The following is a 22,838-nucleotide window of genomic DNA, read 5'->3' as shown; positions in this document are numbered from 1 at the left end:
TCGGCCGGGTAATGCTTCATCCCCACGGGGACTCCGTTCTCCTGGACCATCAAGATCCAAGTGTCTCCGGTGTCCAAAATCCGGGGTCAAGGTCCCCGGGCCCGTATCAGGGACGGTCTGATGCACCACGTCGTGCTCCAACTCGCCGGGGACGGCTTCACCGCCATCGGAGTGATGAACCGGCTGAGCGGCTCCACGGAGGAAAGCCTTGAGGTCTCCGGCCAGGACGCCAAGCGCCAGGTGTTCAACCTGGCCGAGGTCGTGGACCACAGAGGCCAGCCGACGGTGCGCCGTCGAGGGGACTGGGTGCCGGTGGCCCGGCAACGGGGCATCGAACAGGTGGTGCACGTCTTCCTGGATGCCGTGGCTGCCGGGCGGACGCTCAGCGCCCGGGACGCCCTGCTGACCCACGAACTGTGCGAGCGGGTCGTGCTGGAGGCTCTGGAGCAGTGCTCCTGAGGGAGCGGCCGCCGGCGGCGCCGAAGTAGCCCGCGAGGACCAGGAGGGCCGCGTACACCGCCCAGTCGCCGTAGCGGACGTAGGGCGTGACGCCCTGTGCCAGGGGAACCTCGTAGACGGCCGCCGAACTGCTCCCGGTGCCCAGTCGCCCGCCGATGGGTTCGCCCCGGGGACCGTGGACGGTGCTGACGCCGGTGAGCGTGGCGTGCACCGTGGTACGTCCGCTCTCCGCGGCCCGCAGCGCTGCCAGCGCGGCATGCTGGGCCGGTGCCCAGCTGTGCTGGAAGGTCGAGGTGGAGGACTGGACGACGATCAGCCCCGCGCCGTCCCGGACGAGCCGTCTGGTCATGTCGGGGAAGGCCGACTCGAAGCAGATGAGCGGCCCCAGCAGGAGGGGGCTGCCACGGTTGCTCGCCCCTGGGAGTCTCATCAACACCGGGCCGCTACCTCGGATGCGGTCCTCGCCAGCGGCCTTGCCGACCCAGGAGGCCCAGCCCAGCAGGGAGCGGGCCGGGACGTACTCTCCGAAGGGCACCAGGCGCATCTTGTCGTACCGCTCTCCGGTCGGACCGTCAGGGCCCACCAACACGGAGCTCTTGTAGATGCCCGGCCCGCCGGGAGGCCGTGCGTCGACGTTGACCAGCAGCGGTGCACCCGTCTCGGCAGACAGGGCGGCAAGGCGCCGGGCGAGGTCGGGCCGCGCTTCCAGGTCCGCCCCGACGCTGCTCTCCCCCCAGACGACCAGGTCGACCGACTGTCCTACCAGCTGCCGGGTAAGGCGTTCACCGAGATCGAATCTGCGTTCGACGCCGTTCGGACCGGACACCACCCCCGGCTGGACGATGGCGAGCCTCAGTTGCCCGTCCACGACGGGCTGTGGGCTCAAGCCGGCCAGACCACCGGTCAACAGGGCCAGCACGAGCAGCCCGAAGAGCGCGACATACCGAGCTGACCGTGGCGCGGTGAGCGCCAGGACCACGGCGGTGTTCACCGCCACCACCAGCATGCTCACCAGCCACACGCCACCCACCGATGCCAGGCGGAGCGCCAGCGGCACCTGCCACTGGCTGGCGCCCAGCATGCCCCACGGCCCACCGAGCCCTTCGAAGGACCGGACCAGCTCGGGCAGCATCCAGCCTGCGGGCAGGACCAAAAGGGCGCTCAGGACGCCCACGGCTGAGGGCCGGCCGCTGAGGGTACGCCGGGCCAGCCACCCCCAGGGCGCCCACAGCAGCCCCAGGAGCGCCGCGAGCAGGAAGAGGAAAACGTGCAGACTCGGCAGCAACCAGTGGTGGACAGCGAGGGTCAGCCCGATCCCGCCGAGCCAACCTTCGAGTGCTGCCCGGCGCCCGGAGCCAGCGGAACGGAGCAGGAGGAGCCAGGGAACGAGCGCCACGTAGGCGATCCACCACAGAGCGGGCGCGGGGAACGCGAGAGCGGGCACCGCGCCGGCCGCGACCGCGCCCGGCATACGCCACCTGGGGGAGGTCCAAAGTCCCCGCCCGTTCGGGGTTCGCATCGCTCGCCTCCTCGGGCACCCGGAGCCAATGGGCCCCTTAGGGGATGCACGTCCCAGTGTGGCGGTCGGCGGCTGGTCAGGGCGTGGTGGACAGGCCGGGGGCGTGGCGCCACTTTTCATGCACTCTGACGTGGTGGAGGCGCCAGCCCTCGTCGGTGCGCGCCAGGTCGAACCGGTAGCGGCCCCCGGAGAGGAAATTGGGCTGGGTGGCTCGGTCGCCCTCTTCGGCCAGGCGCATCGGGTTGAGGTAGTCCGCGCACACTTCGGCCAGATCCCCGGGATATCCCGCGGGGTCCGCGAAGGTCACCCTACGGTTGACGATGAGGTGCTGGCGGACCGGGAAGCGCCGCATGGTGTCGGTGAGCCACTGGGTGACTTCGTGCGCCGTGCCGTCGACCCCACCGGCGGAGCGGTAGTCAGCCCGGCCGTCGGCTGTGAAAAGGGCGCGGTAGGATTCCCAGTCGCCGTCGTCCACGGCCACCGCGTATCCGGTGATGACCGCGTCGATGGCCAGCCGGTCCAGTACGGTCGCGAGTTCTACACGCTGCGTCATCGGCTCAGTGTGGGACAGCGGGCCCACCAGGCCAAGGGCCCCGCGCCGATCAACTTCGCCTGTCCGGATCCCGCTGCCGCACCACGACGAGGAAGGCGTCCGAGGCGAGATCCATCACCACTTCTGCCGGCACCCCCTCGCGCAGCCGCTCCGCGGCGTACTCCTCGGCCGGCCAGCTCCCGCGGGGGCTTCCCGCAGGAAATCGCTCCAGCACCACCCGTAGACCCATCAGGCACCCCCTGTGCTCCAGGCACGGCCCCGACCACGGGCCGTCTTCCCTCCTTCAACGACGCCCAGCGCCCCCGGGAACGTTCCAGTGGGCGAGGACTTCACTCGTTGTGGTGACGGTCGATACCAGGGCCAGAGTGTTCCGGACGAGTTCGCGGGTGTAGGCGGCGGGCACTCCGGCGATGGCGTCGGCGGGCAAGACCACGGTGTAGCCGAGGTTCACGGCGTCGAAGACGGTGTTGGGGATGGCGACGTTCGATGACACGCCGGCGACCACCAGGGTGCGGCAGCGGAGGTTGCGCAGCAGGGCGTCCGCTTCGGTTCCGGCCAACGGGGACAGGCCGTGCAGCCGCCGCAGGAGGAGGTCTTCCTCGGCGACCGCGATAGGGGCGGCGATCCGTACGGCCTCCGTTCCGGTCAGCTGTTGCACGGCCAGCCGCTCCGCGGCACGGAAGAGGCGGGCGTTGCGGCTGGCCCCTCGCCCGTCGGGGCGACGCTCGGCCACGGCGTGGAGCACCTGGACGCCGGATCCGTGGGCGGCGTCGACGAGCCGGGCGACGCGGCCGAGCATCCCGGAGTCGTGGGCCTCTCGGGCGAGTTCGGGTAGCGCGCCGGCCTTGCCCACGACGCCCTCCTGGCACTCGACGGTGAGCAGGCAGCTGGTGGCCGGGTCGAGCGGGAGCGTTCCGATGGCCGGCATGGCATCATTATTTCTGACACTCAGTCAGAAATGAAGGGTGTGGGGCGGATGGCTGCACGGGAACAGCTGAGAGGGCGGCGGATCATGATGTCCCCGCGGGAACTGGACGACTTCCTGTCCGAGCAGCGCACCTGCCGGGTGGCCACGGTCTCCCCCGACGGTCGCCCACACGTCAGCGCACTGTGGTTCGCCTGGGACGGGAACTCGATGTGGCTGTACTCACTCACCCGCAGCCGACGTTGGGCAGAGCTGCGCGAGGATCCACGGATATCGGCGCTCGTGGACGCGGGCGAGGAGTACGGTCAGTTGCGCGGCGTCGAACTGTCGGGCCGCGCCGCCTTCGTCGGTGAGGCTCCTCGCACCGGAGAGCCCTGCCCGGACCTCGACGAGGCGGAAACACTGTTCGCCCGCAAGAACTTCGGCCTCGTCGACATGCCCCACGACGGCCGGCACGCCTGGATCCGCCTCACCCCGGAGGCAATCGCCTCCTGGGACTTCCGCAAACTCTGAGCGGCCACCTCCGAGTCGGACCCGCTGCTCGTTCCTACTGCGGGCGCTCGTCGCCCCCTGCCACCAAGGGCTCCACCTGCCGGGCCGCCGCAGCCCGTAGCGCCTCCACCGCGGCCCTGATCGAGGGGCGCCGGTCGGCATCCGCGCGCCACACCACGTAGAGGTGCCGCCGCACGGTGTCCCGCACCGGCAGCAGACGGACCCCCGCGGGAAGCGGCCCCCGACCAAGTCGCGGCGCGACGCACACACCCAGTCCGGCGGCGACGAGGGCGAGCTGGGTGTGGTGCTCCTCCGCCCGGTGGCTGATCCGCGGTTCGACGCCCTCCCCACGCAGCGTGAAGAGCAACCACTCGTGACAGAACTGCCCCTCCGGCCAGGAAACCCACTCGTCCTGCGCGAAGTCGGCCAGCGTCACGGCCTCCCGCCCGGCGAGTGGGTGCGAGGCCGGAACAGCCACGTCCGCGGTGTCGTCGAGTAGTGGCGCCCGGAGCAACCCGGCTGGGACCGGCATCCTCTTGTTGTGCCAGTCGAGGACCACGGCCAAGTCGAGATCGCCGCGCACCACCGCCTCGATACTCACAGCCGGATCCAGCTCTTGCGTCTGGGCGCGTAGTTCGGGGTGCTCGGCGCGTAGGGTGCGAAGGGCCGCCGGAAACAGCCCCCGTAGCGCGGTCGGGAAGGCGCCCATCCGCAGCTCCCCGACCGGCTCGCCGCGGCGCGCCTCCACGTCCGCCTGGGCGATCTCCACTTGGGAGATGATCCGGGCCGCGTGGTCGGCGAGCAGCCGACCCGCATCGGTGAGCCGAATACCACGCCCACGCTTGGCGACCAGTTGCTGCCCCACTTCGCGTTCGAGTTTGGCCATCGCCTGGGAGACTGCCGAGGTGGTCACGTGCAGGCCCTCCGCGGCAGCACTGACCGAGCCGTGGCGGGCCAGGGCGTCGAGGGTGCGCAGGCGCTCCAGATTCAACATGTAAGCGATACTACGCCAATTAGTGCACTAAATTTCACTTGTGCTAAGAAGTTTGCCTGGGCCAGGGTTGCCGGCATGAGCACTCCGGCAGCATCCCGTCACGCCCGACCCGCACTTCGCCCCCACCTGGACTGGCGGGCTCGTTTCGCCACCCTCTGCGTGATCTGGGGCTTCAGCTTCCTGCTGATCAAGGTCGGCACCGAAGGCTTCGCGCCCTTTCAAGTCGCCCTGGGCCGGGTCTTCTTCGGGGCCGCGGTCCTCGCTGTTGCTCTGGCGGTGCGGCGCGAGCGGCTCCCGCGCGGCGCCCGCACCTGGGGACACCTGGCCATCGCCGCGTTCTTCCTGAACGCGCTGCCCTTCTCGCTCTTCGCCTACGCCGAGCTGACCATCCCCTCCAGCCTGGCCGGGATCTGCAACGCCACCTCGCCCCTGTGGGGCATGGTCCTGGCGCTGGCCGCCTTCTCGGAGGACCGTCCGACTCGCCGTAGGGTCGCGGGGCTGGGCATAGGGTTCCTCGGCGTCCTGACCGTGCTCGGCGCCTGGCAGGGCTTCTCAGGGGTGGACCCGACCGGCACCTTCCTGGCGTTGCTCGCTTCACTGAGCTACCCGGTCGGCTGGATCTACGTCCGTCGCACCCTGGCCGGCAGCAGTCACTCCCACGTGGCCCTGACCTGCGGCCAGCTCCTGCTGGCCACGGGCCAACTCCTGGTGTTCACGGCCTTCTTCAGCACCGCGCCCAGCTCGTTCTCGCTGTGGCCGACGCTGTCGGTGGTGGCGCTGGGCGCCCTGGGCACCGGGCTCGCGATGATGTTGCAGTACGGCCTGGTCGCCGAGGTCGGTCCCACCACTGCCGTGATGGTCACCTACTTCACCCCCGTGATCGCCACCGCCGCAGGTGTCGCGATCTTGGGCGAGACCCTGCACTGGAACACCCCGGTGGGTGCGGTGATCATCCTCGCCGGCGCCTTCCTCACCCAGGCCAGGCCACCAGCACAAACCGGCTCTCAGCCGAAGCGGAGCCCGGGCAACGGCCCGGTGGCGAGCGCGACGGCTGCCGCCAGCTCTTCGACCTCCCGCTGCTGAAGCGAGGAGACGGTCAGTCGCAGCCCCGGCGAGGCCCGCGTGCGAAAGCGCGCTCCCGGGGCCGCCGCCCAGCCCGCGGCGAGCAGCCGGGTCGTCGTGCCGGTCTCTTCCGGAACCGGCACCCAGACGTTCATCCCGGTCCTCCCCACCGCCGGAACGCCGCGCTCCCGCAAGGCGGCGACCAGGCCCTCGCGACGACCGTCGTACGAACGGGCCACCGCCACGGGGTCAACGGCCCTCGTGGCCCACAGGTCCACCACGGTGTACTGGAGGAGTTTGCTCACCCACCCCTGCCCCAACTGCTGGCGGCCACTGACCCGGTCCACGGTGACGGCGTCCCCCGTGAGGACCGCCAGCCGCAGGTCGGGGCCGAGGACCTTGGCCGTGGAACGGACCAACACCCAGTGCCGGGTGGCTCCACAGAGGCTGTGCAGCGGAACCGATGAGATCGCGTGACCGTTGTCGTCGTCGATCACCAGGGTTTCCCGGTGCCCGGCCAGCACGCCTCGAAGCACCTCGGCACGGGCTTCGCTCAGCGCCCCGCCCGACGGGTTCTGGGCGCGATCGGTGACCACCAGGGCTCTCGCGCCCCGCCGCAAGGCCCCCTCCACGGCCTCGGGCAGCGGACCCTCCTCATCGATGGCCACGGGTTCCAGCCGCAGCCCGAGTGCCGGAACGAGGTCCAGCAGAGCGCCCCATCCGGGGTCCTCGACGGCGACTGCGTCTCCGGGCCTGAGATGGGCGGCGAGCACCCGCTCGACGGCATCGAGCGCACCGGAGGTGACTGCGATCTTGCCGACCGGCACACCGTCCGCTTCCAGTCCTTCGCCGGCGAGTGTGGCGAGTTCCGGCAGGACCGCTCCCTCGCCGTACAGAGCCGGCCGCGCGGCGTGCCGGCGCGCGGCTGCGGCCAGCGCCCCGCTCAGGTCGGGGAGCAGGGTGGGGTCCGGGTTTCCGGAGGAGACATCACGGACGCCCGGCGACACATGAGCCCTGATGGACCCGTGGAGTGTGCTGGCGGGTCGGGTGCGCACCCGACTGCCACGCCGCCCGTCCGTTTCGATGACACCGCGCTCACGCAGGCTGCGGTAGGCGGCGGCCACCGTGTTGGGGTTGACACCCAGACGGGCCGCCAGTTCGCGCATGGGTGGCAGCACGGCACCAGGAGCCAGTTCTTCGCTACCCACGCCCGCTTCCACGCTCGCGGAAATCTCCGATGCGCGACGCCCAGTGATCATATACTCTCCTAGCACAAAAGATATTTTGCACTAGTGCAATGGAGAGCGCAATGTCCGCCGCCGCCCCAGCCGCGTACGCACCCACCGACCGCACCGTCCCCACCCGGTCCAGGGACCGTGCCCACTACGACCACGAGACGGTGCACGCCATCCTCGACCAGGCATACGTCTGCCACCTGGGCTTCATCAGGGAAGGTGCGCCGGTCGTCCTACCGACCCTCTACGGACGGGTCGGTAGGCGGCTGTACCTGCACGGCTCCACCGGATCGCGTCCGCTGAGGATGGCCTCCCAGAGCGACCCCGGTCTGCCGGTGTGCGTCACCGTCACCCAGGTCGACGGGCTGGTACTCGCCAGGTCGGCCTTCCACCACTCCCTGAACTACCGCTCGGTGGTGGTGCACGGCACGGCCCATCAGGTCACCGACCCACAGGAACTGCGTGAGGCCCTCGACGCGCTGGTCGACCACGTCGTCCCCGGACGTTCGGCGGATTCCCGCCCCGCCAACGCCAAGGAACTGGCCGCCACCGCGGTGCTCCGCCTGGACCTGGACGAGGTGTCGGCCAAGATGCGCACCGGGGGGCCCAACGACGAACCCGAAGACCTGGAACTGCCCCACTGGACCGGCGTGGTGCCCCTGACCCAGGGCTACGGCGAGCCGATCCCCGCGGACGACCTGAACCCGGAGATCAAGGCTCCCCCCTACCTGACCCAGCGGTGAGGCCGGTGACCGGGCCGGTGAGGCCGGCCGCACCGGCCCGGTTCAGGCCTTCGCGAGGGGCGCGGTCGACCTCGTCTCAGACACTGCCAGCCCCGCGACCGCGGTCAACAACAGCAGCGTCCCGACCACGACGGCGGGGGTCAGGTGTTCACCCAGCGCGAGGACGCCGATGGCCGCCGCGCAGACGGGCTCGATGAGCATGACCACGGACACCGTGGCGGCCCGCACCAACGCGGCCCCGGTGAAGTAGAGCGCGTAGGCCAAAGCCGTCGGCACGGTGGCCAAGTAGACCAACAACCAGACCACCCGCCCGACCTCCTCCACCTGCGGCCACAGGCCCTCCGCGAGCCCCAGGGGCAGCAGGCCCAGCGCCCCGATCCCGAACGCCCAGGCCGTGGTGGTCAACGGATCCCGCGCACAACCACGCACCCCGGCGCGACGCGTCAGGAGGGTCATCCCCGCATAGCCTGCGGCGGACACCAGCGCGTACCCCACCCCGGCGGGACGCACCGCGCTCGCGCCGCTGCCCAGGACGAGGACCGCCAGCCCGGCGAGGGCTCCCACCACGGCACACAGACCCCCCTTGCCCAGTCGCTCCCCCATCGTCAGTCGGGCGCCGAGCGCGATGAGGACGGGGCCGGCCCCCAGCGTCACGACGGTCCCCACTGCGAGGCCGGTGTCCCGTACGGCTGCGAAGTAGGCGGACTGGAAGACCGTGAACAGCGTCCCGGTGACCAGCAGGAAGGGCAGCCGCCGCCGCAGCGGCGCAGGGCGGCCGTCCGAGCGGGCGGGACGCAGGGCCAGCACGCCGAGCAGGACGGTCAACCCACCGGCACAACGCCAAAAGGACAGCGCGAGCGGGCCGAGGTCGCTGGCGCCGTACAGCAGCAAGGCCGCGGCGCCCGCAGTGCCCCAGGCCGCCCCGGCGACGGCCAGGCGGAGCAGGCTCCGCCCGACAGGAGGGCCGCAGGGAGCAGCCTGGTCGGTGGACTCGATGGACGGCGCAAGGAAGGAGTTCGACACGTACGTCTCCACGGGCGGAGGTGCGGGGGCTGCGGGACGCTGAGAGCGGACAGCGGGCCCGGCCTTGGGGCGCCCGGAACCGGCCACTGGTTCCGCGTCGCCGCCGCTCGGGGCCGCCGCGTCAGCTGTGGTGGTCAGCGCGCACGGTGCATCGAGAGGCGAAGGAGCGCTCGCGTGCGGGGCGTGTTCGGATGATCCGGCGCGCGGCGAGGTGTCGTGGCCGGCTTCGCACACCCACCGGGGACAGCCGGACAGTCCTCAGGGCGCCGAAGCTTCCCGGTCCGCCACGAGCTGCCCGGCCGAGGTCGGGGGTGGCCCTCCGTGCGCCACCGGCGCGGGGGGCGGAGACTTGGGGGTCGAGGTCTGCGCGATCAGGGCGCCGATCAGCACCAGTCCGCCACCGAGCAGCTGTGGCGCCGAGAGGTGTTCGCCGAGCAGTACCCAGGCCAGCACGGTGGCGATCACCGCTTCCAGGCAGGCGACCACCCCGGCCACCTGCGGGGACAGGCGGCGCACCGAGACCACACCGGTGACGTAGGCGAGCACGGTGGCGATCAGGACGATCCAGACCAGGAGGACCACCGCGGGCAGTTCGGTGCCGTTCAGTCCGACCTCCCCCGCCAGGACGCTCCCCTCCATCCGCCACGGACGGGCGATCGCGGTGAGGACCGCGGTGCCGATGAGGAGGCCGTAGGCGATGACCCCCAGCGGGTCCGGCGCGCCCTGACCCTTGCCGCCCTGGTCGGACAGGATGAAGTAGCCCACCTGGCAGCAGGCGGCTGCGAGCGCCAGCAGGAGCCCGAGCAGGTCGAAGCGCAACCCGCTCCAGACCTCCACCACGCAGGCGAGGCCGACGACGGCGAGCACGACACCGAGGGCCGCGGCCCGGGTGACCGGGCGGCGCTGCACGAAGCGGACCCAACCCAGCACCAGGGCCGGCGCGAGGTACTCGATGAGCAGCGCCACGCCGACCGGGATACGGGAGAGCGAAGCGAAGTAGAAGGCCTGGACGCCGGCCACGGCGAGCAGCCCGAAACCCAGGAGCAGCGCCGGTTCCCGACGGACCAGACCCCGGTGGCGCCACGCCACCGGGGACATCACCAGGGCTGCCAGGGCCACCCGAAGCCAGACCACGTGGAGCGGGTCGAGGCCTGCCTCAATCAACGGCTTGGCCGCGACCCCGGAACCACCGAACGCTCCAGCCGAAAGCAGGGCGAGGCCCAGACCGGCGTTTCTCCCTGACGCTTGCATCCGGCCATGATGACAGCTCCAGTAAGGACCGTCACCCCCGTTACACCTGTTGAGACGGCTGGAACAACTAGTCGCCCACAGCCGACATCTGACGATCCATCATCCTTGCTTCCTCGCCACGTCATGGCTACCTTGCGGCACACAACCGAAGAAAGGGGCCGTGCCATGGCCGAAGTGACCGCCGAATCACATATCGAGGCCCCCGCCGACCGGGTCCGGTCGCAACTCACCGACTGGAGCTCCTACGGGCGCTGGAACACCACTCACGCCGGGTTCCCCGGGGGTGGGCCCAGGCCGCTGGCGGTCGGCGCCACCTTCACGGAGAACATGAAGATGATGGGATTCCCCGCGGAGGTGACCTGGGCGATCGAGGAGCTGCAAGCCGGGCGGATACTAGCGATCCGAGGCAGAGGCCCCATGGGCGTGACCGTCGCCACCCGGTATGAACTCACCCCCGAAGACAATGGCACGTTGGTACGGATCGACGGCGAGTTCACCGGGGGCGCCGTATCGCTCATGGCCGGCAAGCTCAAGGACTCAGCCACAGCGGCCCTGAACGAGTCCCTGCGCAAGCTCGCCGGCCTCCTGGGCTGAGCCTCGACGCCGCTCGGGACCGCCCCACGCCCCGCCACGCGGCTTCAATCCTGGTCGGCGAGAATCAGATACAACCGCTTGCGCGCGTCATTGACGACCGCGATGGCGCGCTGTCGCTGCTCAGACGTACCCGTCTTCCATACCTGACCGAAGGCCTCGGTCAGACCGAAGCCGGCCGCCCGGATCTCCTTCATGGCCTCCCAGTCCACCCCCTGCCCCACCTCCTCCCACGGGGCCCGTGGCCCAGCCTCGGCCTCGACGCGTCCAGCCTCGGAGAGCGTGAACAACTTCTTGCCGCCCTCACTGCGACTCACGATCAGCCCTTCGTCCTCCAGCAGCTGAAGAGTGGGGTAGACCGAGCCGGGGCTCGGCTTCCACACGCCACCACTGCGTTCCGCGATCTCCTGGATCATTTCGTAGCCGTGCATCGGACGGTCGACGAGCAGCGCCAGGATCGACGCCCGCACATCACCCCTACGCGCCCTGCCGCGCGGCCCACCACGACCACCCCGACCACCGAACCCGGGGCCGAAATGACCGCCGCCGCCACCGAACGGCGGGCCGAACGGGCCAAAGGCCGCACGTCGACCCTCGAACTCCGCCTCCCGAATGCCCCAGCGACGCCCGCAGGGGCCGAATCCATCCGCGTGTCCCTTGGAGTACATGACCACACCTTTCACATAGTCGCACTATCGCGATACTCCAACGATATATCGGAGCGATGGATTCGACAACAGGCCGACCCCACGCGGGTGTCCTGCCTACGCCGACCTGGCCCCTGTCTCAGGTGATCTGGTCCGGTTCGCTCGTCGTCTCAGGCGGCCTGGCCCGTTGACGCTGCTCATGCCACGCGAGACCTCGACCCGCACGCCGCGGATCCCCGGGATTTCGGTGAACGGGACACGCCAATATGGTGGGCCGATGACGTCGATCAAGAAGTTCCAAGTCACCTTCGACTGCGCAGAACCTGAGCGCCTCGCCCGTTTCTGGTGCGAGGTGTTGGGGTACGTCATACCGCCGCCGCCAGAGGGGTTCGCCACCTGGGATGACTTCAGGGGCTCGCAGCCACCTGAGCAGCGGGATTCATGGTTCGCCTGCATTGATCCCTCAGGTGTGGGCCCGCGGCTGTACTTCCAGCGCGTCCCTGAGGGGAAGGCCGTCAAGAACCGGGTTCATCTTGATGTGCGGGTCGGCACCGGACTCGTGGGGGAAGAGCGCCTCGCCGCACTTGAGGCCGAATGCGCACGGTTGGTCCCGCTTGGCGCGGTACACGTGCAGACGCTGTATGACGGCAACGATGCGTGCATCCCGATGCTTGACATCGAGGGCAACGAGTTCTGCATCGACTGAGGGCTGTGAACGTGTCCCCGCACGAGAGGACCTGGTTTGTGGTCTCAAGTGATCTGGTCCTCGTGGTGTACGGAACGGGTGGTCGCTCGATGGGGTGACGCCTCGTGACTCCGGGACATGGCTTCGCACCGGGTGGCCGACGCTGGCAGCGAGGGCGTCGGGGAGGTGGCCGTGAGCGAGCCGGTGAGGTCGGGATCCGCATGGGAGTACGCGTCCGACGTGCAGGTGGGTTTCGTCGGCGTCGACGGGTTCGGGCGGCTGGGGTCACTGGCCCGCTGCTGGGACGAGCCCTTCGAGCGTGCAGCCCCGGTCCGGAAGTTCATCTCGTTCAAGGGGCAGAAGAACTTCACGGGTGAGTACTGGGCGGCGTCCTCGCGTGACCTGGTGGGTTACGAGTCGTGGGTCGAGCGGGATGCCGCGATGGCCCTGGACTTCGACCCTTCGGTGGTGGCCTTGGCCTCGCAGCCGTTCTGCCTGTCCTGGTGGGACGGCGAACGGGATCGTCAGCACACTCCGGACTACTTCGCATGGCTGGCCGACGGCACCGGCGTGGTGGTCGATGTCCGGCCGGAGGGTCTCGTCGACGAGGAGGCCGCCGAGGTCTTCGCGTTCACCGCGGAGGTCTGTGCAACGGTGGGGTGGCAGTTTCGGCTGGTCGGGGACTTGGACCAGACGTTCCGGACGAACTTGCGGTGGCTGGCGCGCTATCGCCACCTGCGCTGCCACCGGGCCTCGGTGGCGGATGCCCTGCGGGAGGTGTTCGCCGAGCCTCAGCTGCTGTTCACCGGTGCTGACCGGGTCGGGGACAAGTATGCGGTGCTGCCGGCGCTCTACCACCTGCTCTGGCGGAACGAGCTGACAGCCGATCTGGTCTCGGCTCCGCTGGACGGCGGGACGGTCGTCGGCCTGGCGGCGGGGAGGGCGTCGTGAGGTCTGCGCGTCCAGGACGGTTGCGGCTGGGTGACCGGGTCAGGTTCGAGAAGAGCACGTACACGGTCGTCGCGCTCACCGGGATGCGGGTCCGCCTGGCCGACGTCCATGGCACGGGCATGCTCGTCGACCAGGTTCACCTCCAAGGGGCTGAGGACTTCGCCGTCCTGGGCACCGCAGAACGGGCCACACTGGGCTCGGCCGCGCTTCTGGACCATCTCCCGGAGGAGGCCGCGAAGCGGGCCTTGTGGTGGCAGCACCACTTGATCGAGATCCTGACCGGGCTGCCGCCGGACGCTCCGGCGGGGGCTCTGCCCCGGCCCGAATACGACCCGGCCCGCCGGTCGCTGGCGGAACGCGAGCGGGCGAAGGCCGCGGAACTGGCCGCGCGGGGCGAGGAGGTCAGTGCACGGACGGTCAAGCGCAAGCGGCAGCGTTACGAGGCCGGCGGGGTCGCCGCGGTGGCGGACCGCCGTCTCGCTCCGCGCGCGTCGCTGCTGGGCCGGGCTGATCCTCGGGTGGTGGCGGCGATGCGTCAGGCCATTGCCGAGAGTGTCCCGGCCTCCACTCGCACGATCGAGTACGCGCGTTGGCGGACCGGCCGCATCCTGGCTGCCGAGCACGGCGAGGACGTGGTGGAGATGCCGTCGCGGGCGACGTTCTACCGCTTGTTCGCGAAGCTGTCCGGCGGCATCCCGGTGACTGGGTCGGCCCGCACTCGCCAGTCGCTGGCCAACCAGCCGGAGGGGCCGTTCCGTTACGAGCAGGTCGCGGCGCCGGGCGAGTTGATGCAGATCGACTCCACCCCGCTGGACGTGCTGGTGCGGCTGGATGAGGGGGTGCCTGGCAGGGTCGAGCTCTGCGGCCTGGTCGATGTCGCCACCCGCACCATCGCCGCCGCGGTCGTGCGGCCGACCACCAAGTCGGTGGACGCTTCGCTGCTGCTGGCCCGTGCTCTGACCCCGGAGCCGATGCGGCTGGGCTGGTCAGACGTACTGAGGATGTCCCGTTCGGTCCTGCCGCATCGCAGGCTGCTGTCCTTGGACGAACGGTTGGAGCACGCCGCGGCCCAGCCGGTGATCATCCCGGAGAACTTCCGGGCCGCCTGCCGGACTCTGGAGATCAACTTCCAGCCCTGCCACCCACGCTCGCCCGCGGAGAAGCCCCACATCGAGCGGACGCTCGAATCGGTGGCCACGATGCTCTGCCAGTTCCTCCCCGGCTACCTGGGCCGCACGGCCGAGCACCGCGGACGGAACGTCGAGGACGAGCCGTTGTGGTCAATGCTGGAGATCCAGGAACTCCTGGACGAATGGCTCATCGCGAAGTGGCAGAACAGGCCGCACGACGGGCTGCGGGACCCCGGCAGTCCCGGCCGCCCCTTCACGCCGAACCAGAAGTACGCCAGCCTGCTCGAGAGCGCCGGCTACGTTCCCCTGGCCCTGACCGGGGACGACTACGTCGAACTGCTGCCCGCGACCTGGCGGGCGGTCAACTCTTACGGCATCAAGATCAGCCACCGCATCTACGACTGCGCGGACCTGGGCCCCTTCCGGCGCCAGCCCTCCGGGGTCGCCCGCAAGAAGAACTTGTGGGAGATCCACCGCGACCCTTACGACGCCAACTGGATCTGGGTCCGCAACCACTGGGAGGGCGGCTGGATCCCCGTCCCCTGGAAACACCTCGGCACTGTCCCGCAGCCGTTCGGGGATCTGGCCTGGGACCATGCCGCGGCCGACCTGCGTCAGCAGGGCGAAAGCGATCCCACCGAGGAACAGATCGCCCAAGCTGTGTCCGAGCTTCTGATCAGGGCCAACCAAGGTCCCGAGGGCGGCGGGAAGAAGCGGCCGTCCCGGCGCGACCGGCGAGTCGCCGCCCGGACCAAGGCAGGCGCCGAAGGCAACGGTCCCCGGCCGCCGAAGCCCGAACCGGTGCCGGCCGCGCCAGACGACATGCTGCCTCACGACGACGAGGAAGCAGACACGCAGGACGAGCTGGTCGCGAAGGTCATTCCGCTTGGTGTCTTCGACCCCTTCAAGGAGGCGGACAAGCGATGGTGACCGCAGCTGGGCCCGCGTTCGAACAGCTGCCGCCATCCGGCCTGCAGGCCGGTTGGCGGCGGGCCGTGGACCAGGAGGAACTGCACCGCCACCTCACCACCCTTGAGGGCTGGCGGGAGTTCACCACTCAAGATCCAGCCCCGCCGGACCTGCTGCCCGCCGACGTCCTCGCCGGACTGGGGCCGGACGAGCGCCAGGACTACGACGACGCCCGCCTCGACTACCACACCAGAATGACGGTGGCGGCGACCTCCACCTTGCGGACCGTCGTTCATACTGGCCGACGGTTGACCCTGCTCAACCGTCACGCGATCAGTGCCCGCCGGGGCCTGATCCTGTCCGGCCCGGCCGGCACCGGCAAGACCACCGCTCTGACCCAGTTCGGCAAGACCATCGAAGCCATCGACCGGCGTCAGCACCCCGGCGTCGGCGGTCGCATCCCCGTTGTCTACGTCACCGTCCCGCCCGCCGCGACCTCGCGCATGTTGGCCGTGGAGTTCGCCCGCTTCCTCGGCCTGCCCGTCACCGTCCGCGCCAACATCACCGACGTCATCGAGGCTGTCTGCGGGGTCCTGATCGACGCGCGGGTCACCGTCGTCTGTGTCGACGAGCTGCACAATCTCTCCCTTGCGACCCGCAGCGGAGCCGAGGTCTCCGACACCCTGAAGTACTTCTCCGAGCGCATCCCGGCCACCTTCGTCTATGCCGGAGTCGACCTGGAGGCAAATGGCCTGTTCAACGGCACCCGGGGACGGCAGATCGCGGGCCGGTTCGGAGTCATCGAAACCGTCGCGTTCCCCCGCACCGAGGAGTGGACCGGCCTGGTCACCACCCTCGAAGAGGCTCTGCGGCTGCACCACCACCGGCCGGGAACCCTGGAAGGGCTGGCCCACTACCTCCACGACCGCACCGGCGGCATGATCGGCTCGCTGTCCCACCTCATCCGCGGGGCCGCCCTCGACGCCATCCTGGACGGCACCGAGAAGATCACCCGCAAGTCCCTGCAGAGCGTGAAACTCGACCGCGCGGCCGAGACCCGGAAGTCCAAACCGGCCTCATGAGCATCGTCGAGAGCGGCGTGATCAGCGGGAACATCCGCCTGTTGCCTGTCCAGGTCCGCCCGCGAGGCGGCGAAGGAGTCCGGTCGTTCATCGTCCGCCTCGCCCATGCCAACCACCTGATCCCGGGCTATCTGCGGATGTTTCTCTGCGAACCGCCGGATCATCGAGGCATCCCGAGTTGGTCGCGGCTGGCGGCCGTCACGGGCCGCGATCCGGACTTCCTGCGGATCACGCTGGAGACCCGGCACTGCCTGGAGTGCGGCGCCGCCATGCCGCCCCTCGGTATCCTCGGACGTCAAGCTCTGCGATGCTCGCAGGCTCGCCGCCAGAAGGCATACCGCAGACGCCACCCGCTCAGCGAGTGGCTGCGAGTGCCCTGCAAGCAGTGCGGCGAGATCATGCGGATACGGCCCGGACGGCGCCGTCACCTGTGTTCATCGCGCTGCCGTCGGGACGCCTATCTCGAACGACAGCGACGTCGCCAAGAACGATCCGCCCAGACCGAGGAAACCGAACCGCTCCCGTGTCCCATCTGCGAACGTCCCCTGCCCTCTTCGAGACGGCGAACGTGTTCCCAACGGTGTCGTCAGCGGGCATACCGCTGGCGAAATGCACCACCGCCTCACCCAGTTACCTCCCCGGTTGGAGAAGCAGAACCGCCGTCGCCGCCCCCATCTCTACGGCTCTGCGAGATTTGCTCGGCTCTACTGCCCCTCGGCCCCAACCAGGCACAGCGGCGAACCTGCTCTCACCGCTGTCGCCAGCAGGCATACCGAAGGCGCGTGAGTCCGGCCCAAGATCGGTCTCAGCCAGCAGCATCGTCACCTCCGCCGAAATCCCCCTCCGAGGCCCTGCCTCCACCCCAGAGCCTGTCGACCTGCCCAGTCTGCAAGGGGCTCCTCCCGGCAGTCCTCGGCCAGGCCAGACGCCGCACGTGTTCTCACCGTTGTCGCCAGCGGGCCTACCGCGAACGTCTGTCCGGCGATAGCGAACTTTCAGCACGTGCCATCGAAGTATGAATGGCTCGGGATGCCAGCCTTCAGACCGAGCCATCCTCGGCAACAAGCTGCACCACGCCAACCCACGCGAACTCGTTCTTCGTATGGACAGCGCGGACCCTCCACCGACCTGCCGGAAGCTGCACGGGAGCCTGTTCCGGCTGGCCACCACCCGGATACTCCACTCCGAGATCCGCGCCGGCCACGGCCGAGTCCATCAGCACCGCCGGGCCATCAGTGACCCACAGGCCGCCGTCCTCCCATGGAGTGTCCGGGTCGGCAACGACTGCTTGCGCTCCGGCGAGCAATTCTTCCTCCGAATCCGCAGCCAGCCATCGCACGAAGACCAACTCCTCCGACAGGAAGCAGGTCATTGCGGGTTCATCGGCCAGGACAAGCGCCGTCGCAGCCTCCGCGCGCACGGCGATCACGCCAGCCCAGTCGTCGACCTCGCAAGCCCGGTCATAATCATCACGGCCACCGTCCTCGCCCAGGACGGCTCCCTCCTCCGTGCACCCGCCCCATGCGCCAATGCAGGACTCGGGGACCACGATCAACGGACCGCCCATCGAGCTGACCCAGGCCAGCTCAGCGCGGTCACTGCGATCAGATTCAAGGGCATCATTCATGCGCGCAGTCTGCCGCTTGCCACTGACACCGGACAGCGGCTGGGCGGGCCCGTCGAGGACAGTCAGCCGGGGCACAGGACAACATCGGTCGATTCGCTGAACCTGGACTGTCAACGGCCTCGTAGCGCTCCCCGCGGGCGGCCAGTGATCTGCCCCGCTGGTGGCCTCGTGGGTGCCCCCGGTGGCGGCCAGATAATCTCCCCGCCATCGGTTGGTGGTGGATCAGCTGAAGGGCTTCACCCCCTTTCCGGTGGTGGCCTCGGTGAACCTGAACGAATCACCCTGAGTTACGGTGACGTCGCTTCCTCGTCCTGCGGTGGACGTCGCTCCGCGAAGTGACCCGCCCGCACAGCGCGAAGCTGGGGCAGCTCGGCGAGTGGTGACAGCACGCATCAGGTCCGATTCTCTTGGATTGGCCTTGGATCGTGGCCTGGAGTGGGAGGTAGCTTCGCCGCATGCGTATCCGAATCGTCGACGCCTTCACCGACCGCCCGTTCGGCGGCAACCCCGCCGGGGTCCTCGTCCTGGACTCCGGCTCCTTCCCCTCGGACCAGTGGCTCCAAGACGTGGCCGCCGAGGTGAACCTCTCCGAGACCGCCTTCGCCCATCCCCTGCCCGCCGACGCGGAGGCGGACTGGGCGCTGCGCTGGTTCACACCCACCGCCGAGGTGGACATGTGCGGGCATGCCACCTTGGCCATGGCGCACGTTCTGCACACCACCGGTCGCGCCACCGGCACGATCAGGTTCGCGGCACGCTGTGGGATTCTCCTCGCCACCGCCCGTGGGGACGGCAGTCTCACGCTGGACTTCCCCACCTCCACGATCACTTTGGTCGAAGCCCCCACCGAGGTCTCTCGCGCCTTGGGCGCCGAGGTCCTCTCCGTCCACGACACCGCCGACCACGTGGGTGACCTCCTGGTGGAGCTCGCGGACGAGGCGACGGTACGCGAACTACGGCCGGACATCGCGGCACTGCGCGGCTACGCCCGCCGCGGGGTGATCGTCACGGCCCTCGCCGAGGACCCCGCCCGTGGGTACGACTTCGTCTCCCGAGGGTTCTTCCCGGCCTTCGGCATCGACGAGGATCCGGTCACGGGCAGCGCGCATACGGCGTTGGCGCCGTTCTGGTCCGCCCGTTTGGGTGGCCGCACCGAGCTCACCGGCCGGCAGGGCGGAAGTCGGACCGGGCTGGTGCAGGTGGGTCTGCGCGGCGACCGTACCGAACTGACGGGCCGGGCGGTCACCGTCATCGACGGCGAACTGCTCAGCTCTCCGTAAGCCGCACGGCCTGACGGGCCCGACACCTCAGCCCGTGGGCAGCCAGTCGACTCTGCCGGCCAACAGCGCGTACCCGACGAACGCCACGGTGTCGAGGAGGGCGTGGGCCGCCACCAGCGGCCCCACCCGCCCCCAGCGTCGGTAGAGCAGCACGAAGACCACTCCCATCACCACGTTGCCGAGGAATCCGCCGATGCCCTGGTAGAGGTGGTAGGAGCCGCGCAGCAGCGAGCTTGCAGCCAAGGCGGCCATCGGTGTCCATCCCAGCTGCCCCAGGCGACGCAGCAGGTATCCCACCACGATGACCTCCTCGACCAGGGCGTTCTGGATCGCGGAGAGGACCAGGACGGGGATCTTCCACCACACGTCGGGGAGGTTCTCCGGCACCACGGTCAGATTGGCTCCGCTGGCCCGTGCGAGCAGGTAGAAGGCCAGTCCGGCGCTGCCGATCCCCGCCGCGATCAGAGTGCCCCTGCCGAGGTCCCACCAGGGGCGGGTGCGGTCGAGTCCGACCGTCCGCAGCCCCGGGGCGCCTTCGCGGGTCAGCAGGTGGGCGACGAGTAGCACGGGGACCAACGCGCTGGCGATGCCGAAGAGTTGCCAGGCCAGATCGAGCCACGGCCGACCCGGCGCGTAGCTGCCGTTGAGGGTGGCGGCCTGGTCCTTGAGCCCCCCTGGCTTGGTCAGCGACCCGATGAAGCTGATCAGGGCGGAGACACCGCTGGCTCCGAGCGAGAGGGCGAGGACCAGGAGCGTCTCGGATCTCCAGACCTTTCGACCGGACTCCGCCCCGCGCAATGGTTCTGTCACCCTGTCCGCCTCGACCCGCACGATTGACTCCCGTTCCAGCGCTGCCCGACCCGGTGGCCCCACCGGACCCATCGGGGTGCGCACGTAAGGTACACGTCCGCTCCTCGGGTCCGGCCCGGTGATGGGCAACACGTTTGCGCGCGCCCCTCCGGGTCCCCGGGCTAGGAGGCAACGAGCACGGCCACCGTAGGCCACGTCAGGGGACCTACGGTGGCGGCCCCACGGGAGTCCCGGACGGCACTCAGGTCCGTGGGGACCCCACGGACCTCTCAGCCGCAGGGGCACCGGACGGCCCGGGGAGTCCGGTCGGCCAGTCGTGCACGGGGGTTCCCCCGTGCATCAGCTCGCTGTAGCGGCGCGCCATGGCGGCCAGGGCGGCATCCCGCCCGAGGCCGGACTCCAAGGCCCGGTGGTAGGTGTCCACCTGCCAGGAAGCACCGTTGACACGTCCTCGGCAGCGTTGCTCGATCACACCGAGGTAGCGATCCCGGTCTACGGCTTCGACACCCCAGGCATCCAGGCCCGCGGCGGCTAGCGGCAACAGTTCGTCGAGAACGAGGCGGACCGCGGGAACGGTGGCGAGCCCACCGGAGCGTCCGCGTTGCGGCCACCGGAGTCGGGCGTCGATACCGCGTCGACAGGCTTCGTCGAAGTTGGCCTCGGCGGTGGCGAAGGACATCCGGTGCCACAGCGGACGGGGATCGTCGGCCAAGGTGCGCACCAGCCCGTAGTAGAAGGCGGCGTTGGCGATGACGTCGGTGACGGTCGGTCCGGCGGGCAGCACGCGGTTCTCCACCCGCAGGTGGGGCATTCCGTCGGCCACCGCGTACACGGGGCGGTTCCACCGGTAGACGGTCCCGTTGTGCAGGACCATCTCCCGGAGCCCGGGCACCCCACCTGCGGCAAGGACGCGCAAGGGCTCCTCCTCGTCGCAGATCGGAAGCAGCGCGGGGAAGAAGCGCAGGTTCTCCTCGAAGAGTTCGTACGCCGATCCGATCCAGCGTTCACCGAACCAGGTACGGGGGCGGACCCCTTGCGCCTGGAGTTCGGGCGGGCGGGTGTCCGTGGCCTGCGTGAACAGCGGGGGGCGGGACTCCCGCCACAGTTCACGACCGAGCAGGAAGGGCGAGTTCGCTCCCAGTGCGATCTGCACGGCGGTCACGACCTGTGCGGCGTTCCAGACGTCGGCGAAGCGCGCCGGGGTGACCTGGAGATGGAGCTGTACTGATGTGCATGCCGCCTCCGGAACGATCGAGGCGGCGGTGCAGCTCAGCCGTTCCACTCCCTCGATGTCCAGGGTGAAGTCCTCCCCACGGGCCATCATGATCTGCTCGTTGAGCAACATGTACCGGTCGACGTCGGAAAGGTTCGCCGAGACCAGGTCATCTTGGGTGAGGGTAGGAAGAACCCCGATCATCACGACGCCGGCATCCACTTCCGCCGCCTGCCGGTGGGCATATCCCAGGCCCGTTCGCAGCTCTTCGGCGAGCTGATCGAAAACCCGCCCGTCGAGCCGGTGCGGGAGAATGTTGACCTCCAGGTTGAACATTCCGAGTTCGGTCTGGAAATCCGGACTCGCTATCCGTTCCAGCACCTGTCCGTTCATCATTCTGGGCAGGCCGTCGGAACCAACGAGATTCAATTCGATCTCCAGGCCCATGAGATTCCTGGGCCGGTCGAATCGCTTCTCCGCCAGGAGTCTCCCCAGCCCCTCAAGACACTCGTGGAGCTTCCTGCGGTACCGCTGCCGATCGGACAGGTCGAACCCGCCTGCCACGACCTTCTCCCCCATCGAAGCGTCCCTCCTCAAGGAGCCGACCAGCACCGGTCAGCTCGCGTAACCTCGATGATGCCCAGCGCGGGCGATCGCTAACTGTGCCCGCGGCTCATGTCACCGGGAGCGTGCGCCGGATTGGCCGAGAGGCGCTTCCGCATATGTAGAGGGCATATGGTGGGGGTTCATTTCCCATTGGCATTGCCAGATTTCGAATACCAACGCTTTCCAGCCGACCCCCCGTCGGGTAACCTGCGAGGTCAGGGCGCGCTGTCTGCGCGTAGCCGGCACGAATACCGCACGAACGAGTCCGGTAAGAGCCTTGCCTGAAATACGCGGGACAGCTAGCGGAAACGTCGTGCGAACACATGTCGTATAAACTCCGCAAACAAGGCAGAGAGTTGGCGCGCGGCCATTGCCCCACTGCCCGCCTCTGACCCCAAAATGCGACAGCGCCGTCCGCACCTGCCCGCTCCACCGGTCTCTTGAGTGAGAGGCGACCCACCATGCCGCTGCATGTCCCCCCAGCCCCCGCGCCCGCCCTGCGCAGCGTTCTCGCGGCACTCGGTTCCCCCACGGCCGTCCACGCGGCCCATACCCCCGCGCTGCGCACGCTGCAGGGGCCCATGTCCCCCGAACTGCCGCTTCCCGTCCACGTCCTGGACCGGATCACCAACGGAGGTCGGCCGCCGCGCACCCGGCTCACCGGGTGGCGGTTCCTGATCCGCTGCGGTGACCGCTTCGTCGCCGCAGCCGACACCATGCTCACCCCGGACGGGTGGGCCTTCTCGCACTTCTTCGAAGGTCCGTACGTGACCTCGACGGAGCGCGCGTTGCGTCAAGCGGAGGCGATCAGCGCCCCGCTTCAGGCTCGCCTGCTCTCCGTACCCGAGTTGTACATGCTCACGCTGTGGCTGCACGGAGCCGTGGGGGCAGACGCCGCCTCAGGTCTTCCCGCCGCTACGGACCTGCTGATCCCGCTGGCGCCCGCGCCACCCGGGATCGCCGCGCATCGCGCGCACCCCGTCTCCGAACTACTGCCGGTGATGACCCATCGGCTTGCCCCGGCACAGGTGCTGGCGACTCCGGCGTGATC

General features: G+C 69.5%; 22 protein-coding genes and 1 pseudogene. 11 read left to right on the top strand and 12 right to left on the bottom strand.

What is annotated here, in order from left to right:
• Positions 1–96: 96 nt before the first annotated feature.
• Positions 97–459 (top strand): annotated as a pseudogene (locus tag ACFYMC_RS26640) (gfo/Idh/MocA family oxidoreductase); the annotation flags it as partial.
• Here the strand turns inward: ACFYMC_RS26640 and lnt are convergent.
• From lnt to ACFYMC_RS26620, 4 genes are all read right to left on the bottom strand, one after another.
• Positions 383–1,978: an apolipoprotein N-acyltransferase gene (lnt, locus tag ACFYMC_RS26635; protein WP_388529648.1), complete on the bottom strand. Its 1,596-nt coding sequence runs from the start codon at positions 1,976–1,978 to the stop codon at positions 383–385. The pseudogene ACFYMC_RS26640 and the gene lnt sit on opposite strands and share 77 nt — an antisense overlap.
• Before the next feature lie 76 nt (positions 1,979–2,054).
• Positions 2,055–2,531 (bottom strand): nuclear transport factor 2 family protein, encoded by a 477-nt coding sequence (locus ACFYMC_RS26630; protein WP_388529646.1) that lies wholly within the window; start codon positions 2,529–2,531, stop codon positions 2,055–2,057.
• Between the two features lie 49 nt (positions 2,532–2,580).
• Entirely contained in the window at positions 2,581–2,760 is a 180-nt protein-coding gene (locus ACFYMC_RS26625; protein WP_388529643.1) for a hypothetical protein, read from the bottom strand.
• A 54-nt stretch (positions 2,761–2,814) separates the two neighbouring features.
• Entirely contained in the window at positions 2,815–3,459 is a 645-nt protein-coding gene (locus ACFYMC_RS26620) for a cysteine hydrolase (RefSeq protein ID WP_388529640.1), read from the bottom strand.
• Positions 3,460–3,507: 48 nt separating this feature from the next.
• Here ACFYMC_RS26620 and ACFYMC_RS26615 point away from each other — a divergent pair, with 48 nt between their 5' ends.
• Positions 3,508–3,969: a pyridoxamine 5'-phosphate oxidase family protein gene (locus ACFYMC_RS26615; RefSeq protein ID WP_388529637.1), complete on the top strand. Its 462-nt coding sequence runs from the start codon at positions 3,508–3,510 to the stop codon at positions 3,967–3,969.
• A gap of 34 nt (positions 3,970–4,003) precedes the next feature.
• On the opposite strand, the gene ACFYMC_RS26610 is transcribed toward ACFYMC_RS26615, so the two are convergent.
• Positions 4,004–4,942, bottom strand: coding sequence for a LysR family transcriptional regulator (locus tag ACFYMC_RS26610; RefSeq protein ID WP_388529634.1), 939 nt, complete (start codon positions 4,940–4,942; stop codon positions 4,004–4,006).
• A 75-nt stretch (positions 4,943–5,017) separates the two neighbouring features.
• On the opposite strand from ACFYMC_RS26610, the gene ACFYMC_RS26605 reads away from it, so the two are divergent.
• On the top strand, positions 5,018–6,025 hold the full coding sequence (locus tag ACFYMC_RS26605; RefSeq protein ID WP_388529631.1) for a DMT family transporter: 1,008 nt from the start codon (positions 5,018–5,020) through the stop codon (positions 6,023–6,025).
• On the opposite strand, the gene ACFYMC_RS26600 is transcribed toward ACFYMC_RS26605, so the two are convergent.
• Entirely contained in the window at positions 5,947–7,278 is a 1,332-nt protein-coding gene (locus ACFYMC_RS26600) for an aminotransferase class I/II-fold pyridoxal phosphate-dependent enzyme (protein WP_388529629.1), read from the bottom strand. The two genes, ACFYMC_RS26605 and ACFYMC_RS26600, sit on opposite strands and share 79 nt — an antisense overlap.
• A gap of 23 nt (positions 7,279–7,301) precedes the next feature.
• Between ACFYMC_RS26600 and ACFYMC_RS26595 the strand changes: the two genes are divergently transcribed.
• Positions 7,302–7,982, top strand: a complete 681-nt coding sequence (locus tag ACFYMC_RS26595; protein ID WP_388529627.1) for a pyridoxamine 5'-phosphate oxidase family protein — start codon at positions 7,302–7,304, stop codon at positions 7,980–7,982.
• Positions 7,983–8,024: 42 nt separating this feature from the next.
• On the opposite strand, the gene ACFYMC_RS26590 is transcribed toward ACFYMC_RS26595, so the two are convergent.
• The gene (locus ACFYMC_RS26590) at positions 8,025–8,978 is read right to left on the bottom strand and encodes a DMT family transporter (protein WP_388529659.1); all 954 of its coding nucleotides are present in this window, start codon (positions 8,976–8,978) and stop codon (positions 8,025–8,027) included.
• 285 nt (positions 8,979–9,263) lie between these two features.
• Positions 9,264–10,256 carry a DMT family transporter gene (locus ACFYMC_RS26585; protein WP_388529625.1) on the bottom strand — a complete coding sequence of 331 codons (993 nt, stop codon included), beginning with the start codon at positions 10,254–10,256 and terminating at the stop codon, positions 9,264–9,266.
• A gap of 165 nt (positions 10,257–10,421) precedes the next feature.
• Between ACFYMC_RS26585 and ACFYMC_RS26580 the strand changes: the two genes are divergently transcribed.
• Positions 10,422–10,850, top strand: a complete 429-nt coding sequence (locus ACFYMC_RS26580; protein ID WP_388529622.1) for an SRPBCC family protein — start codon at positions 10,422–10,424, stop codon at positions 10,848–10,850.
• A 44-nt stretch (positions 10,851–10,894) separates the two neighbouring features.
• On the opposite strand, the gene ACFYMC_RS26575 is transcribed toward ACFYMC_RS26580, so the two are convergent.
• The gene (locus tag ACFYMC_RS26575) at positions 10,895–11,515 is read right to left on the bottom strand and encodes a PadR family transcriptional regulator (RefSeq protein ID WP_388529618.1); all 621 of its coding nucleotides are present in this window, start codon (positions 11,513–11,515) and stop codon (positions 10,895–10,897) included.
• 256 nt (positions 11,516–11,771) lie between these two features.
• On the opposite strand from ACFYMC_RS26575, the gene ACFYMC_RS26570 reads away from it, so the two are divergent.
• The 4 genes from ACFYMC_RS26570 to ACFYMC_RS26555 all read left to right on the top strand — a co-directional run bounded on the left by ACFYMC_RS26570 (position 11,772) and on the right by ACFYMC_RS26555 (position 16,251).
• Positions 11,772–12,200, top strand: a complete 429-nt coding sequence (locus tag ACFYMC_RS26570; RefSeq protein WP_250404268.1) for a VOC family protein — start codon at positions 11,772–11,774, stop codon at positions 12,198–12,200.
• 117 nt (positions 12,201–12,317) lie between these two features.
• A complete protein-coding gene (locus tag ACFYMC_RS26565; protein ID WP_388529615.1) occupies positions 12,318–13,130 on the top strand; it encodes a TnsA-like heteromeric transposase endonuclease subunit in 813 nt (270 codons plus the stop codon).
• A 20-nt stretch (positions 13,131–13,150) separates the two neighbouring features.
• On the top strand, positions 13,151–15,190 hold the full coding sequence (locus tag ACFYMC_RS26560; RefSeq protein ID WP_388529655.1) for an integrase: 2,040 nt from the start codon (positions 13,151–13,153) through the stop codon (positions 15,188–15,190).
• Positions 15,184–16,251, top strand: coding sequence for a TniB family NTP-binding protein (locus ACFYMC_RS26555; protein WP_388529613.1), 1,068 nt, complete (start codon positions 15,184–15,186; stop codon positions 16,249–16,251). Before ACFYMC_RS26560 ends, ACFYMC_RS26555 begins: the two co-directional genes overlap by 7 nt.
• Positions 16,252–17,290: 1,039 nt before the next feature.
• Here the strand turns inward: ACFYMC_RS26555 and ACFYMC_RS26550 are convergent.
• The gene (locus ACFYMC_RS26550) at positions 17,291–17,992 is read right to left on the bottom strand and encodes an Imm21 family immunity protein (protein ID WP_388529610.1); all 702 of its coding nucleotides are present in this window, start codon (positions 17,990–17,992) and stop codon (positions 17,291–17,293) included.
• A 341-nt stretch (positions 17,993–18,333) separates the two neighbouring features.
• Here ACFYMC_RS26550 and ACFYMC_RS26545 point away from each other — a divergent pair, with 341 nt between their 5' ends.
• Entirely contained in the window at positions 18,334–19,158 is an 825-nt protein-coding gene (locus ACFYMC_RS26545) for a PhzF family phenazine biosynthesis protein (protein ID WP_388529607.1), read from the top strand.
• Between the two features lie 27 nt (positions 19,159–19,185).
• Here the strand turns inward: ACFYMC_RS26545 and ACFYMC_RS26540 are convergent, their stop codons facing one another.
• Positions 19,186–20,040, bottom strand: coding sequence for a CPBP family intramembrane glutamic endopeptidase (locus tag ACFYMC_RS26540; RefSeq protein WP_388529654.1), 855 nt, complete (start codon positions 20,038–20,040; stop codon positions 19,186–19,188).
• A 169-nt stretch (positions 20,041–20,209) separates the two neighbouring features.
• Entirely contained in the window at positions 20,210–21,760 is a 1,551-nt protein-coding gene (locus tag ACFYMC_RS26535) for a glutamate-cysteine ligase family protein (RefSeq protein WP_388529604.1), read from the bottom strand.
• 488 nt (positions 21,761–22,248) lie between these two features.
• Here ACFYMC_RS26535 and ACFYMC_RS26530 point away from each other — a divergent pair, with 488 nt between their 5' ends.
• Positions 22,249–22,836, top strand: coding sequence for a hypothetical protein (locus ACFYMC_RS26530; RefSeq protein WP_388529601.1), 588 nt, complete (start codon positions 22,249–22,251; stop codon positions 22,834–22,836).
• The last annotated feature ends 2 nt before the right edge of the window (positions 22,837–22,838 follow it).

Source organism: Streptomyces sp. NPDC006879, assembly GCF_042869595.1.
GTDB lineage: Bacteria > Actinomycetota > Actinomycetes > Streptomycetales > Streptomycetaceae > Streptomyces.
This window is presented reverse-complemented; position numbering and strand designations above follow the sequence as displayed.

What these genes read in the sequence shown, in the direction of transcription:
- lnt (WP_388529648.1), bottom strand. Translation starts at nt 1,978, where the DNA reads ATGCGAACCCCGAACGGGCGGGGACTTTGGACCTCCCCCAGGTGGCGT.
- ACFYMC_RS26630 (WP_388529646.1), bottom strand. Translation starts at nt 2,531, where the DNA reads ATGACGCAGCGTGTAGAACTCGCGACCGTACTGGACCGGCTGGCCATC.
- ACFYMC_RS26625 (WP_388529643.1), bottom strand. Translation starts at nt 2,760, where the DNA reads ATGGGTCTACGGGTGGTGCTGGAGCGATTTCCTGCGGGAAGCCCCCGC.
- ACFYMC_RS26620 (WP_388529640.1), bottom strand. Translation starts at nt 3,459, where the DNA reads ATGCCGGCCATCGGAACGCTCCCGCTCGACCCGGCCACCAGCTGCCTG.
- ACFYMC_RS26615 (WP_388529637.1), top strand. Translation starts at nt 3,508, where the DNA reads ATGGCTGCACGGGAACAGCTGAGAGGGCGGCGGATCATGATGTCCCCG.
- ACFYMC_RS26610 (WP_388529634.1), bottom strand. Translation starts at nt 4,942, where the DNA reads ATGTTGAATCTGGAGCGCCTGCGCACCCTCGACGCCCTGGCCCGCCAC.
- ACFYMC_RS26605 (WP_388529631.1), top strand. Translation starts at nt 5,018, where the DNA reads ATGAGCACTCCGGCAGCATCCCGTCACGCCCGACCCGCACTTCGCCCC.
- ACFYMC_RS26595 (WP_388529627.1), top strand. Translation starts at nt 7,302, where the DNA reads ATGGAGAGCGCAATGTCCGCCGCCGCCCCAGCCGCGTACGCACCCACC.
- ACFYMC_RS26585 (WP_388529625.1), bottom strand. Translation starts at nt 10,256, where the DNA reads ATGCAAGCGTCAGGGAGAAACGCCGGTCTGGGCCTCGCCCTGCTTTCG.
- ACFYMC_RS26580 (WP_388529622.1), top strand. Translation starts at nt 10,422, where the DNA reads ATGGCCGAAGTGACCGCCGAATCACATATCGAGGCCCCCGCCGACCGG.
- ACFYMC_RS26575 (WP_388529618.1), bottom strand. Translation starts at nt 11,515, where the DNA reads ATGTACTCCAAGGGACACGCGGATGGATTCGGCCCCTGCGGGCGTCGC.
- ACFYMC_RS26570 (WP_250404268.1), top strand. Translation starts at nt 11,772, where the DNA reads ATGACGTCGATCAAGAAGTTCCAAGTCACCTTCGACTGCGCAGAACCT.
- ACFYMC_RS26565 (WP_388529615.1), top strand. Translation starts at nt 12,318, where the DNA reads ATGGCTTCGCACCGGGTGGCCGACGCTGGCAGCGAGGGCGTCGGGGAG.
- ACFYMC_RS26555 (WP_388529613.1), top strand. Translation starts at nt 15,184, where the DNA reads ATGGTGACCGCAGCTGGGCCCGCGTTCGAACAGCTGCCGCCATCCGGC.
- ACFYMC_RS26545 (WP_388529607.1), top strand. Translation starts at nt 18,334, where the DNA reads ATGCGTATCCGAATCGTCGACGCCTTCACCGACCGCCCGTTCGGCGGC.
- ACFYMC_RS26540 (WP_388529654.1), bottom strand. Translation starts at nt 20,040, where the DNA reads ATGGGTCCGGTGGGGCCACCGGGTCGGGCAGCGCTGGAACGGGAGTCA.
- ACFYMC_RS26535 (WP_388529604.1), bottom strand. Translation starts at nt 21,760, where the DNA reads ATGGGGGAGAAGGTCGTGGCAGGCGGGTTCGACCTGTCCGATCGGCAG.
- ACFYMC_RS26530 (WP_388529601.1), top strand. Translation starts at nt 22,249, where the DNA reads ATGCCGCTGCATGTCCCCCCAGCCCCCGCGCCCGCCCTGCGCAGCGTT.